Annotated in this window: 13 protein-coding genes; 7 read left to right on the top strand and 6 right to left on the bottom strand. The window is 44.6% G+C overall.

Annotated elements, in window-relative coordinates:
- Positions 1-31: 31 nt before the first annotated feature.
- Positions 32-1156 carry a tRNA guanosine(34) transglycosylase Tgt gene (gene tgt, locus BMZ28_RS09090; protein ID WP_047781524.1) on the bottom strand — a complete coding sequence of 375 codons (1125 nt, stop codon included), beginning with the start codon at positions 1154-1156 and terminating at the stop codon, positions 32-34.
- A 51-nt stretch (positions 1157-1207) separates the two neighbouring features.
- A complete protein-coding gene (gene queA / locus BMZ28_RS09085; protein WP_074822578.1) occupies positions 1208-2281 on the bottom strand; it encodes a tRNA preQ1(34) S-adenosylmethionine ribosyltransferase-isomerase QueA in 1074 nt (357 codons plus the stop codon).
- Between the two features lie 286 nt (positions 2282-2567).
- Here queA and BMZ28_RS09080 point away from each other — a divergent pair, with 286 nt between their 5' ends.
- The 3 genes from BMZ28_RS09080 to BMZ28_RS09070 all read left to right on the top strand — a co-directional run bounded on the left by BMZ28_RS09080 (position 2568) and on the right by BMZ28_RS09070 (position 4767).
- Positions 2568-3209 carry an NYN domain-containing protein gene (locus BMZ28_RS09080; protein ID WP_074822576.1) on the top strand — a complete coding sequence of 214 codons (642 nt, stop codon included), beginning with the start codon at positions 2568-2570 and terminating at the stop codon, positions 3207-3209.
- A 142-nt stretch (positions 3210-3351) separates the two neighbouring features.
- Positions 3352-3933, top strand: a complete 582-nt coding sequence (locus BMZ28_RS09075; protein ID WP_047782703.1) for an acyl carrier protein phosphodiesterase — start codon at positions 3352-3354, stop codon at positions 3931-3933.
- A 231-nt stretch (positions 3934-4164) separates the two neighbouring features.
- Positions 4165-4767, top strand: coding sequence for a peroxiredoxin C (locus BMZ28_RS09070; protein WP_047781526.1), 603 nt, complete (start codon positions 4165-4167; stop codon positions 4765-4767).
- 430 nt (positions 4768-5197) lie between these two features.
- On the opposite strand, the gene proY is transcribed toward BMZ28_RS09070, so the two are convergent.
- Positions 5198-6571, bottom strand: a complete 1374-nt coding sequence (gene proY / locus BMZ28_RS09065; RefSeq protein ID WP_074822832.1) for a proline-specific permease ProY — start codon at positions 6569-6571, stop codon at positions 5198-5200.
- An 82-nt stretch (positions 6572-6653) separates the two neighbouring features.
- Positions 6654-7979: a branched-chain amino acid transport system II carrier protein gene (brnQ, locus tag BMZ28_RS09060; RefSeq protein WP_074822573.1), complete on the bottom strand. Its 1326-nt coding sequence runs from the start codon at positions 7977-7979 to the stop codon at positions 6654-6656.
- A gap of 517 nt (positions 7980-8496) precedes the next feature.
- Here brnQ and BMZ28_RS09055 point away from each other — a divergent pair.
- The 3 genes from BMZ28_RS09055 to BMZ28_RS09045 are packed head-to-tail and all read left to right on the top strand — an operon-like array spanning position 8497 to position 10880.
- A complete protein-coding gene (locus BMZ28_RS09055) occupies positions 8497-9990 on the top strand; it encodes a DNA-3-methyladenine glycosylase 2 family protein (protein ID WP_074822569.1) in 1494 nt (497 codons plus the stop codon).
- The gene (locus tag BMZ28_RS09050; protein WP_074822566.1) at positions 9987-10499 is read left to right on the top strand and encodes a methylated-DNA--[protein]-cysteine S-methyltransferase; all 513 of its coding nucleotides are present in this window, start codon (positions 9987-9989) and stop codon (positions 10497-10499) included. The genes BMZ28_RS09055 and BMZ28_RS09050 overlap by 4 nt, the downstream gene beginning before the upstream one ends.
- 57 nt (positions 10500-10556) lie before the next feature.
- Positions 10557-10880: a YnfA family protein gene (locus BMZ28_RS09045; RefSeq protein ID WP_047781529.1), complete on the top strand. Its 324-nt coding sequence runs from the start codon at positions 10557-10559 to the stop codon at positions 10878-10880.
- A 43-nt stretch (positions 10881-10923) separates the two neighbouring features.
- Here BMZ28_RS09045 and BMZ28_RS09040 read toward each other — a convergent pair whose 3' ends face one another.
- Positions 10924-11832, bottom strand: a complete 909-nt coding sequence (locus BMZ28_RS09040; protein WP_074822564.1) for a bifunctional helix-turn-helix transcriptional regulator/GNAT family N-acetyltransferase — start codon at positions 11830-11832, stop codon at positions 10924-10926.
- 238 nt (positions 11833-12070) lie between these two features.
- Here BMZ28_RS09040 and BMZ28_RS09035 point away from each other — a divergent pair, with 238 nt between their 5' ends.
- Positions 12071-12361 carry a hypothetical protein gene (locus BMZ28_RS09035; protein ID WP_074822562.1) on the top strand — a complete coding sequence of 97 codons (291 nt, stop codon included), beginning with the start codon at positions 12071-12073 and terminating at the stop codon, positions 12359-12361.
- Positions 12362-12420: 59 nt separating this feature from the next.
- Here the strand turns inward: BMZ28_RS09035 and BMZ28_RS09030 are convergent, their stop codons facing one another.
- Positions 12421-13536 (bottom strand): DUF1266 domain-containing protein, encoded by a 1116-nt coding sequence (locus BMZ28_RS09030; RefSeq protein WP_074822559.1) that lies wholly within the window; start codon positions 13534-13536, stop codon positions 12421-12423.
- Positions 13537-13548 lie beyond the last annotated feature (12 nt).

The raw sequence follows: 13548 nt of genomic DNA, 5'->3' as shown, positions 1-13548 counted from the left end.
AACGAGATTCCTCATTGGTTGGTTATGTAAATTAATTAGCTAAAGGTGGAATAGTTTTACCTATCCGACCATAAAAATCAGAAACAAACTGCTCTAATGTACCCTGCTCAATGGCTTCTCGTAAACCGGCCATTAAACGCTGATAATATCTTAGGTTATGGATAGTATTTAATCGCGCACCTAATATTTCATTACAGCGATCCAGATGATGCAAGTAGGCTCGACTATAGTTGCGACAAGTATAACAGTCACAGTGTTCATCCAGCGCTGCTGTATCATCCTTATATTTAGCATTACGGATTTTAACCACTCCATCCGTAACAAACAAATGTCCATTACGCGCATTACGCGTTGGCATCACACAATCGAACATATCGATACCACGACGCACGCCTTCCACCAAATCTTCCGGTTTACCTACCCCCATTAAGTAACGAGGTTTATCTTCCGGAATCTGAGGGCATACATGCTCTAAAATGCGATGCATATCCTCTTTTGGTTCACCTACGGCCAAACCGCCCACAGCGTAACCGTCAAATCCAATCTCTACCAGCCCTTTTACTGAAATATCACGTAAATCTGGGTATACACTGCCTTGAATAATACCGAACAACGCATTGTTATTATTCAATTCATCAAAACGATCGCGGCTACGCTTCGCCCAACGTAATGACATTTCCATTGAACGCTTAGCATAGTCCCAATCTGCCGGATATGGCGTACATTCATCAAAGATCATCACGATATCAGAACCGAGATCGTATTGAATTTCCATTGATTTTTCAGGACTGAGGAAAATGGCATCACCATTAATTGGGTTACGGAAGTTCACCCCTTCTTCGGTGATTTTACGAATATCCCCCAGACTAAATACCTGGAAGCCACCGGAGTCCGTCAGAATCGGACCGTGCCAGTTCATAAAGTCATGCAGATCGCCATGCTGGCGCATGATTTCTTGCCCCGGACGCAGCCACAGGTGAAAAGTGTTGCCTAAAATGATTTGTGCACCAGTGTCTTTAACTTCTTCCGGCGTCATTCCTTTCACCGTACCGTAGGTTCCCACAGGCATAAATGCCGGTGTTTCTACCACGCCACGCTCAAAAATCAATCGACCGCGTCTTGCGCGTCCATCTTTGGTTTGTAATTCAAACTTCACGTAAACCTCCGCCACCAGATAAACAGTCTGGAGCTCGTTTTTAATTAATAATTAGTTCCCACCTGGGATTTCATTAACCGCTTGCGGGTTCCGCGTGATGTACATCGCGTCGCCATAGCTAAAGAAGCGGTATTGTTTCTCGACCGCCTGCTGATACGCTTTCATGGTATTGGTGTAGCCGGCAAACGCCGACACCAGCATGATCAGCGTAGATTCAGGCAGGTGAAAATTGGTAATCAATGTATCAATAATTTGGAACCGATAACCGGGATAAATAAAGATATTGGTATCGCCAAAAAATGGCGCTATCAGACCATTTTTAGTCGCCTGCGCTGCACTCTCCAACGATCTGACTGAGGTTGTTCCTACAGCAACCACTTTACCACCGCGGGATTTACAGGCCAGTACAGCATCAACCACATCCTGAGGCACTTCGGCATATTCAGAGTGCATTACGTGCTGCTGGATATCATCCACCCGCACCGGTTGGAATGTTCCCGCCCCAACGTGCAGAGTCACAAAGGCCATTTCTATGCCTTTCGCGCGCAGTGCTTCTAATAACGGTTGGTCAAAGTGTAGCCCCGCCGTTGGCGCCGCGACAGCCCCCGGACGCTCGCTATACACGGTCTGATAAAGTTCCCGATCGGACGCTTCATCAGGTCGATCAATATAAGGAGGCAGTGGCATATGGCCTGCGGTATTGAGAATCGACAACACATCACGCCCATCGTCAAAACGCAGTTCAAACAGTGCATCATGACGCGCCACCATGGTCACCGGTATAGATTCATCATCACCCAACAGCAGTTCTGCCCCCGGCTTCGGTGCCTTGGAAGCACGAACGTGTGCCAGAACCCGCTTATCATCCAACACCCGCTCCACCAGCACTTCAATCTTGCCACCGCTGGCTTTCTTACCAAATAAGCGAGCTGGGATAACCCGGGTATTGTTAAACACCAGTAAATCACCCGCTTCCAGCTTATTCAGCACATCAGTAAAGACATCGTCAGCTAATGAACCACTGGGGCCATCCAGTGAAAGCAAACGACAGGCACTACGCTCGGCCTGAGGATAGCGGGCAATCAACGATTCCGGGAGTTCAAATGAAAAATCAGTAACGCGCATGGGTTTTCAAATCTCAAAAAATAAGCGGTCTAGTCTAGAGCCACTCTGATTATGCTGCAACCAATAAGGTAATAAAAGTAGAAGAAAGAAGGTTATCGGCCCACCAAACAACCATAATGCTCCAACAACCTGAATATAATATGTCTTACGTTATGCTTTAAAAAAGAATTTTAACAACCAACCAGATACACAGTAGATAAGAAATAAGAATTATTAAGATATCTTTCAAGTACTTTTCATATTTTCATATACCATTAGTCCCCTGATTATCTTCTGGATAAGCCGCGTGGGAAACCAAAATAAAATAGCAGTACTTATTGATGTTGAAAATGTTAGCTGTGCTGTTATGCCAGACGTCATAAAGTCCCTCGAAAAAAATAAAAAACCTCATTTGATAAGGGCTTATGCCGATTGGGCAAAACATAATCTAAATAAATGGCAAGAAACCATTGTGCATTATGGAATTCATCCTGTTTACCAGCCCTCCTATGTTTCCGGCAAAAACTCTTCTGATATTGCGTTAGTGATAGACGCTATGGATTTGATGTATTCAGGGCAATTTAATACATTCGTACTCGTCACAAACGATAGTGATTTCGTAAGATTAGTCATTCGATTAAAAGAAATGGGCGCTTATGTTATTGGTATCAGTGAAAACAAAGTTACCCCAGCCTTTAAACATGCTTGCAATCAATTTGTTATGAGTAAAAAGCTTTCCACCGAAGAAATGCGTATTTTGGGCATATGGCCTAGCGAAATAAAAGATTGGATTTCTATAAGTCAATTAGCAAAGTACTGGATAGCTGCCGGATATCCATCCCAAAAAGGCAAGTATGTTAAATTATTTGAAAAATACCCTGATACCTTTTTAGTACAGCGCGATCCTAAAGGGGCAATGATGATTAAGCGTCGAGTTGATACTCTCTAACAGACAATAAAAAATCATCTCAGAAATCCCCCTCATTGATTAATTCAATACAAAATTAATTAACATTATCAGGAATATCAATCAGCGTTACCTCTATAATTAAAAACTGACTACATCTAACAAACTACACTATACTCATGCCATGAATTTTCTTGCTCACCTTCATTTAGCGTCTCTGGCCGAGAGTTCTCTGCTGGGAAACGTCATGGCAGATTTTGTCAGAGGCAACCCTGATGCTGATTACCCGGCGGACATTGCCAGCGGCATTAGGCTACATCGTCGAGTTGATAAGCTTACCGATAGTTTGGAAGCCGTCAGGCAAGCACGTCGCCTGTTTAGTCAGGCGCATTACCGAGTCGCTCCGATTGCCCTTGATGTACTTTGGGATCACTTTTTATCCCTGCATTGGGAACAGGTTGAATCTCAAATACCACTGACCGATTTTATTCATCAGGCTCGCGACAACATTTTACCGCAATTGCCTTCAACGCCACCCAGCTTTCAGCATATCAATCAATATATATGGAAAGATCGCTGGTTAGAACGCTACGCTGAACTGCCATTCATCGCTAATACCTTGCATAACATGGCGATCCGACGCCCCAAACTGGCCGCGTTATCCTATTGCATTCAGGATATTGAGCTGAATTATGCTCAATTGGAAGAGACATTTATGCAGTTTTACCCCTTGATGATGCAGCAAGCAAAATCGAAAAATTTATAATTAAATCAGCAAACTAAATAATCAACCTAAAGTAAATAATCGTATAACCGCTTTACAGGCGTATAGTAATATAGTTATGTTACTGGCTGTAACACGTAACAGATTCATTCATAGGCAGAAGCTATCTCAACAATTGGCCTTATATCCTTTAAGAACGGTACCTGACTGCCTATACTAACGTACAAATTCTACGTTCATTTCTTTATTAACCTAATTGACAGGAGAGTTATTATGGTTCTGGTTACTCGCCAAGCCCCTGATTTTACCGCTGCGGCTGTTCTTGGTAACGGCGAAATCGTTAACGATTTCAACCTGAAAAATCACCTGAACGGCAAACCAGCTGTTCTGTTCTTCTGGCCAATGGACTTCACTTTCGTATGTCCTTCTGAACTGATCGCTTTTGACCACCGTTATGAAGAATTCAAAAAACGCGGTGTTGAAGTTGTAGGCGTTTCTTTTGACTCAGAATTCGTACACAACGCATGGCGTAAGACTCCGATCGACAACGGTGGCATCGGTGAAGTGAAATACGCAATGGTTGCTGACGTTAAGCGTGAAATCCAACAAGCATACGGTATCGAACATCCGGAAGCTGGCGTAGCATTACGTGGTTCATTCCTGATCGACAAAAACGGCGTTGTTCGTCATCAAGTGGTTAACGACCTGCCATTAGGCCGTAACATCGACGAAATGCTGCGTATGGTTGACGCACTGCAATTCCACGAAGAGCACGGTGAAGTATGCCCAGCTCAGTGGGAAAAAGGTAAAGAAGGTATGAAAGATTCACCAGAAGGTGTTGCTAAGTACCTGTCTCAGAACGCTGCTAAACTGTAATTAGTTAACTGTTCTGATTAAGAGCCGCTATGCGGCTCTTTTTTTTGGCATTAGAAATACACTAATCGTTCTTGACCTTAAGTTGGTTCTATTTAGGATAAGTGTACATTTCGTCCGTAATAGTCCAGCGACTACCTCAACTAAGGTGCAACGGCCGAGCAGAGGAGATTAGCGAATCCCCTCTGCACTCCCACGCTTCCGCACGGGAATTCCGGTCGCTTAGGCGACTTCCTTCCTCTTTCGCTCAGCCTTAACGCACCGGCACAGAGCCGCTCCCGGCGCCGCTGTGCCTCGCCCCACATCCATGTGGGGCGTGCTGGCTTCTCTCTCTCGTCAGCTGAATTCAAGTGCTCGTAGTTAACTAACACCAATAAAAAAGCAGCCCCGATATTACTCGAGGCTGCCTTAAATCAATTCCAACTATCGGCGATTAATTGGTGTTCTTCGTCGATCCCATTCCTTTCAAATAGTAGACACCAACTAACAGCGCTATCCAGGCAAAACCAACGTACAGAGATACTCGAGTAGTTGGGAAATAGCCGATCAGGCCAATAATTCCCACCAGGAAAATCAGCGCAATCACCGAAGTTATTGAACCACCGCGCAGCGGGAAATCCAGTTTACTGGCTTGTTCTGCGGTAATCTTACGGCGGAAACCAATCTGTGAAAGCAGAATCATGATCCACACCCACACCGTCGCAAAAGTCGCCAGTGAAGCAATAATCACAAAGACGTCTTCAGGAATAATGTAGTTCAGATAGGCGGCAAACAGCAGTCCCACCATCATAAACAACACCGTGACCCAAGGCACTCCACGCTTAGAAACCGTGGTAAACATTTTAGGCGCTTGCCCCTGCTCTGCCAGACCAAACAGCATGCGGCCCACGCCGAACACGTCGCTATTAATTGCAGACAGTGACGCCGTGATTACTACAAAGTTCAGAATGCCTGCTGCCGCCTTAATGCCAAGATTCTCAAACGTCAAAACAAACGGGCTACCGTGAGTACCAACCTGATTCCATGGATAAATGGACATAATGACAAACAGCGTTCCCACATAGAAAATCAAAATGCGGAAAGGTACTGAGTTGATGGCTTTTGGAATCGATTTCTTCGGATCCTCAGCTTCTCCTGCGGTGATACCAATAATTTCAATACCACCGTAGGCAAACATCACCATTTGCAGCGACAAGACCATACCGATAAAACCGTTAGCGAAGAAGCCACCATTGGCCCACAGATTGTGAATCCCGGTGGGTTCCCCTTGATTGCCGAATCCCCAGACGATAATACCGATACCTGCCAGAATCATAATGATAATGGTGGCGACTTTGATAAATGATAGCCAGAATTCGAACTCACCGAATACCTTCACATGAACCAGGTTAATGGCGCCGATAATTAATACCACGCTCAATGCCCAGACCCACAGTGGGACATTCGGGAACCAGAAACTCATATACAGCCCAAATGCAGTAACGTCCGCAATGGCCACTATCAGTATCTCAAAACAGTAAGTCCAGCCGGTAATATAGCCCGCCATTGGCCCTAAGTAATCCTGAGCGTAGCGAGAAAAAGAGCCCGCCTGTGGGTTATGAACCGACATTTCCCCCAACGCGCGCATGATAATAAAGGCGAAAATACCACCAATCAGGTAGGCCAGTAACACACTCGGACCCGCCATCTTGATTGCACTAGCAGAACCATAAAATAACCCAGTTCCGATCGCCGAGCCCAGCGCCATAAAACGAATATGCCGGGCGGTTAAACCTCGTTTAAGCTTATTGGTTTGTTGTTGTTCCATGCCAAAGTTACTCATATTTTATCGTTATAACGCCGCAGTTATCATCCGCGGCGCATTGGTCAAAATGAAATGAAAATCAGTTTTACGACATTTTAGTGGCTTCACGATGCAACGGCATAAACCGATCAACAATCGCGGCAAGCGCCAATACAACCAAGGCTGGAGGTAACCATGCCAATCCTTGGTTTGCACCGGGTAGATGCCCTACCCAAGCAGGTAGGAAATCCGATAACACAGAGGCTTTTATACCATCCAGAATGCCAACGAGTGATGTTACCAGCATTACTGGGATCATAATACGACTTTCAGAGCGCCACAGGCGACTAGTAAAACTGAGTACCACTAAGGCGATACACGGAGGATAAATTGCCGTTAACACCGGAACAGAAAACTGAATCAAATGGCTCAATCCAAGATTTGATATCACCATGGCAAAACCGGACAGAATGAATACCAGCGTTCGGTAGGATAACGGTATTAGCTTTGAAAAAAACTCGGCACAAGCGCAGGTCAGGCCGATAGCCGTCACCATGCAGGCAATAAAAATCATCACCGCCAGGAATAGACTGCCAAAATCACCGAAAGTCTGTTGAATATAAGCATGTAAAATCACCGCACCATTTGCTGCATCCGGTACCAAAGAGCCACTGCTGGAGCCCAGATTAAACAGGCTAAGGTAAACCAACGTCAGTCCAATACCAGCAATCAAACCAGCAATGATAGTATAACGAGTTAGTAACCTTGGGCTGGAAACGCCCCGTGAACGCGCAGCGTTAACAATAATGATGCCAAATACTAAAGCGCCCAAGGTATCCATGGTCAAATAGCCTTCAACGAAGCCTTTGGAAAATGGAATATTCTGGTAAATATTGAGCGCAGGTAAGTGATGACCAGCAGGCCATAGCAAGGCAGCAAGCCCCAGAATCGCCAGAGAAACAATTTTTAACGGGGCCAAAACCCGCCCAATGGAATCCAACAGTTTTCCCGGATAAAGCGAAACCAGCGTCACGAATGAAAAATAGACCACGCTATAAATAAATAGTGGCCAAGGGCTCTCTTTATCGGTGAGTAGCGGGGCAATCCCAAGTTCAAAAGAAACCGTGGTGGTACGCGGTGTCGCAAACAGTGGCCCGACCGATAAATAACAGATCATCGCCAAAATCAGCCCAGCCGTTTTGCCAATCGGTGAACTTAGCGCTTCAATGCCCCCCCCCACTCGCGCCAAGGCAATAACGGTAATCACCGGTAATCCCACGGCGGTTAGCAAAAAGCCCAGAGCAGCAATCCAGACGTTTTCGCCGGACTGTAAACCAACTATTGGGGGGAAAATAATATTACCGGCACCCACGAACAGCGCAAAGGTCATGAAGCCCAATGCGATAATGTCTTTAGAAGTCAATTGTTTCATATTGAATGGTTACTGTATCTGTAAAATAATTATTTTTGCCTGTTCGCCACATCCCGATTACATTGTATATAAGCTATACAACAGCACAGCTCACTGCCTGAACAATAATCAAGCAAAATAAAGAAGATGGATTTGTCCGTTATAAGGATACTTTTATGACGAAGCTATCAACAACACTGACAAGTAAACACAATAACAGTGATAAAAAACAAGCCCTATTGCCAATCATAGAGTAATCATCTAAATAAAAATCAAATACCAGTTAAAACAGCAGGGGAATTAGCATAAACATCTAATAAACCGCACCACATCAGATTATATTTTAACCAGCATATAAGTTTGGCATTTCTCGTACCATTACATAGATATTAAGCGGAGACTTATCCGCGCGATTTCACTAAAAAATATCTAACGGTGTCATTGAGAGGTGCAATATTTATCATGCCGTCACACTATATCAGCACGAAAAAACGGATATGATTCTAACGACTGACCACGGTGTTACAGGCAAATGATAATGGCCATGACAAAAGGCAATACCATGAAATTTAAGTCACTACCCTGGAGCGATGATTTCATGTATCAGGCTATCCTGAATCATGAGCAAAAATATAACGGTAAATTTCTAACCTGTGTGAAGTCCACCGGTATCTATTGCCTGCCCTCCTGTCCGGCCAGAAAGCCATTGTTAAAGAACATTCGTTTTTTAGCCACCGAACAAGAGGCGATTGCCGAGGGATTCCGCATTTGCAAGCGCTGCCGCCCTGACTTGTTCTATCGTGGTGAAAATCAGGATGAAAACCTGTTTAATGAAATGTTAGTACGAATTCGCGCCCATCCGGCCGCTTTCCAAAACATTGGCACTCTGGCTAAAAGCTGTGGTGTCAGCAGTACCAAACTTAATGAGTTAGTGCGTGTTCACGCGCATATTTCCCCGGCAGAGTTATTAAATCGGGAACGTATTGCAGCGGCCTGTCTCGCGCTGGTGACGACCTCCCAAAAAATATTAGATATCGGCCTTGCCGTTGGTTTCGAAAGCGAGGCCAGTTTTCATCGCCAGTTCTTATCCCAAACAGCGATGACGCCAAGTGCCTATCGTTCATTACGCGATACCAGCGAATTTACCTTAAAGCTACCGGCAGACTTCACGCCAGACTATGCCTGGCGTTACCATTTACGGGATAAAAGTAGCCTATCTGAATACCTTGATGAACATGGTTTTACCAAGGCGTTATGGATTAATCACGTTCCTGTGATTATTCGTCTTAAAATAGATAACGCCACTGCATACTGCTACTGGCAGCAACCTTCTACATCTGACGTTAATTCTCAGCCCGTAGGCATACTTATACACCAGCAGGTGATACGCCTACTGGGATTAAATACCAACGTCAGTGCTTTTCAATCCAGCGCTAAACAAAATAGCCAAATGGCACGACTGCTCGCTCAATCATCGCCCCTTTATATCCCGATGACTGCTACGCCTTTCGAATCACTGGTGTGGGCCATTATTGGGCAACAGATTAATTTAACCTTTGCCGCCGCGTTACGTCAGGCCCTTATCAAGCTAGCTGGCCCTGTCGTCAGCGATAGCTCGTTGCATATACATCCATCGGCAATCAATATCGCCGCCTTAGAGCCCCAACAGTTAACCGACATTCGTTTTTCACGAGCTAAAGCACAATATTTGATTACCGCCGCCAAAGCGATTGTTGATGGCGAGCTTGATCTTGACCAATTGGCAACCGGTTCAGCGATTACAGCGGAGAAAAAGCTCTGCGCTATTAAAGGTATCGGCCCCTGGACCGCCCGCTACACCATGATGCGTGGTTTGGGCTTTGCTGACTGTACTCCAGTAGGCGACAGCGGATTACACACGGCGCTACAACAGTTTTATCAGTTAGATAAACGCCCAACTGCCACCGAGGTTGAACAGTTAATGAAGCCTTTCAGTCCTTTTCGCACACAGGCCACCACGTATCTATGGGAAAGCCTAAGGAAAAAATCATGAAGCAAACCTATAAAACCTTACGCCAAGCGGTCATTATCGGCATATTTGACAGCCAATTTGGCGAGCTGGCCGCCTGGCTAGATAGTGATAATCGGTTAATTCGTCTCTCATTTCATATTGAAGACGATCTACAACATGCGGTGGAAAACGGGGTATTGCGAGACGATAATCGAGTCCAATTTATTGCCAGCCAGATTGAAGAATACCAACAGGGTAAGCGGACGGAATTTAATATTGCCATCGGCCTAAACGGTACACCTTTTCAAATGAAAGTCTGGGATGAGCTGAATAAGATTCCGTTTGGTGAAACCATCAGTTACCAAACGCTGGCAACGCGAGTCGGTAATCCCAAAGCCTCACGTGCGGTAGGCAGAGCAAATGGAACGAATCCAATTAGCGTCATTATCCCCTGCCATCGCGTGATCGGTGCTAATGGCTCGCTTACCGGCTATGAAGGTGGTGTATTGATTAAAGAAAAGCTGTTGGCTTTCGAGAAAGGGGCCAAATAATCCTTATGGCCTGTGATAACATCAGCAATAACTTACCGGTCATTACTGAGCAGATTGATGTTTAAGATCCTATTTCTATTTATTGCCACCGCGCTGGCTGAGATTATTGGTTGTTTTCTCCCCTATTTGTGGTTGAGAAAATCAGCATCCGTCTGGATATTACTCCCGGCGGCAGGCAGTTTGGCACTATTTGTGTGGTTGTTAAGCCTGCATCCCGTCGCTAGCGGTCGGGTCTATGCGGCCTATGGTGGGATTTACGTTGCTACTGCGCTGGTCTGGCTCAGGTTAGTTGATGGAGTCAAATTATCGATGTATGACTGGCTGGGTGCTTCGGTGGTGCTGGCTGGAGCATTGATTATTATTTTGGGCTGGCGAACCTGATAGCCATAGAATCAGGAGGAAGCCCGTGTCTTCCTCCGACTTATTAATGTAGTTCTTTTAACATCAATATTTCACAGGCATGATGCCCACTGTCGCCAATTCGCTCGGTAACGTACTTAAAACCTAGCGATTCATACAGTTTTAATGACTCCTTCAACACCTCAGTACTTTCTAAATAGCAGTAGTCATATCCGGCTTCCGCCGCAAACGCCAGCGCGGCCAAAACCATACGACGAGCAATGCCCATCCCTCTGACGGAAGGCAGGAAAAACAGTTTCTGTAACTCACAATAACCCTGCTGTATTGGTGCAATACCTACACCGCCAGACACTACGCCATCCAGTTCAACAATCCAATAGCGACAACCCTGCTGCTGATAAACCTCAGACAATTGATGTAGAGCTGGATCGGAAAAGCTAAACCCTTCACGCCCCAGCAAGCCATATTCACCAAAGACGCTTAAAATAATCTCAGCCATGGCGGCATTATCTCTGACTTCTATGGGCCGAATAGTAACTGTGCGCTCAGCCTGTCGAGCAACGCTACGTATCGCCGACACATAAGTTTTCATGGCGGACATTAATGCACCATATTCCTGTGAACTCATTTGCCCCAGGATTTTAGCGTTGTAACGATTAGCTTTATTATTGAGATCGGCTAACTGCTCCCTGCCTTTCGGCGTAAGCTGATTTAAGCTACTGCGACCATCTTGTGGATTAGGCTGTACTTCAATCAATGCCAACTGTTTTAAACCCTGAAGAGTGCGGCTAATGCCAGACTTATCGACTTTAAGCAATGAAGCCAATACCAAACCAGACAGCGGTTTTTCCTCTAACTCAATCAGAATATGCGCTTGTAGAGGAGAAAGAGTCGTTCCACTTACCCATTGGTCCATTACGCCCAATTCCCTGACCAAAGAACGAGATAACCGCCTTAGTGATTCTGGTTCCATTGCTATAACACCCCAATAATTAGTTGCGATAATTAACTAAATATAGCTTACATTAACAACCATATTATGGAAATACCCTTCACTTGGTTAACAGCACGTATGGCGTTTGACATCAGCGGAGAATGAAATAGTCTGAATTAACCTATTTTGCGCGGTATACATTCCAACAACGAATCATTTACTCACAAAAACTCGTCTATATTTATTAAATACGGATTATTTAAAAATGGAGCAACCAATGGGAAAAATACTTGTTGTATCACTGCTATCGCTATTTGTTCTGGCGGGCTGTAACAGTACACCAACGGTAGGTAACTGGTCCAAGATCAACACATCAGCGGAAGAGGCTGATAATGATAAAGTTCAGTGCGAAACGGAAAGTAAATCATCCACTAATCCCGCTTTTCATCGCGATCCTGTCGGTGAAGTGGATTCCGATCAAGTCATTGATAGCGGGTTAATTAGAGAGCAGCAGCAGATTAACTTAGTTGGGGAGTGTATGCGGGCTAAGGGATATAGCAATGATTGATTCTGAATGATAAAAGCCAAAACCCGCATAAATATGCGGGCTTTTTGAGATACGACAAATCACATAATAACAGTTTTATTTATTACGGATGAAGAAAACGCTAGATCCGAGCTCTTCATAAAACCATGACGCATATCATCACTTAACGATATGCCAGGTGGCGTAGGCCACGGTAATAACGTTATTGGCCAGTCACAATGCGCCTTATAGTTATTATATTGCTCCAAACGATCTTTAATCATCGAATAGTCATTCGACCAAAAAGCGTGCCCCAACCGATAATTATTATAATAACTGTCAAAACTATCAAATAACTCATAAATCATATCAGCCGTTTTTAATATATTATCCCAGGCCAATCTTTCACTAATAATACCGGCACAGAAACAATTACGGCTTAGCTTAATCACTCGCCACAGATCAAACGCCCATACCAGTGCTGGTGGTCGCCCATCTTTACCTGATATAGCACAGCTTTGAATATAATCTTTTGGTAATTCAATCAGCGCAGCTAACGTTGTTACCATTGAGCCGTTATTCTCCTGATGCATATTGACAAAAAAATGTCTGGAGTGCATGCCAGCCCAAAGTTTTTCAACGATACTCTGATAACCATCAATATCAACGATTCCCCAATCATCATACAGCCCTTCTCTATGAGCTTGAGGTGATGATGGTTCTAATAATGGGAATGTTTCAGCCGGTTGTTTTAATCGAGCAGTTAATGGGTAATGCTCCAGAGTTTCAATCCAAAAGCCATATCCATAGGTAGCGACAATATCAAGACGCAAAGCCAAACGCTTACGCTCATCTAACTGAGTTAAATTTCCCTGATGATAATAACGTTGTTGTTCACGCACCGGCGCTCTCAAAATCCATTGCGCCATCATGATGATAATTACAATGCCTACCGCAGTACTGGCCCAGAGAGAAAAAAAGATATTTAACCTGCCTGAAACATTATCCAGACTGTCGATGCCAACGAAAATTAGACATGAAATCCCAATACCAATCGCCGTCGCTATTACGACTATGATACCAATAATGGCCATTAGCGGGTGTAACAGTCTAATAACCCCCTGCAATTGATTATTTTGATATATCTGCCAAACAACCTTATACCCCTTAACCGGAAAATCCCGGAAAAGCGGATGATTCTGCATCAATTCCTTCATAAAGCCACGGTC

It is taken from the genome of Pragia fontium DSM 5563 = ATCC 49100, assembly GCF_900112475.1.
Classification (GTDB): Bacteria; Pseudomonadota; Gammaproteobacteria; order Enterobacterales; family Enterobacteriaceae; genus Pragia; species Pragia fontium.
Note: the sequence above shows the minus strand (reverse complement) of the source record. Positions and strands in the feature narration are given on the sequence as shown.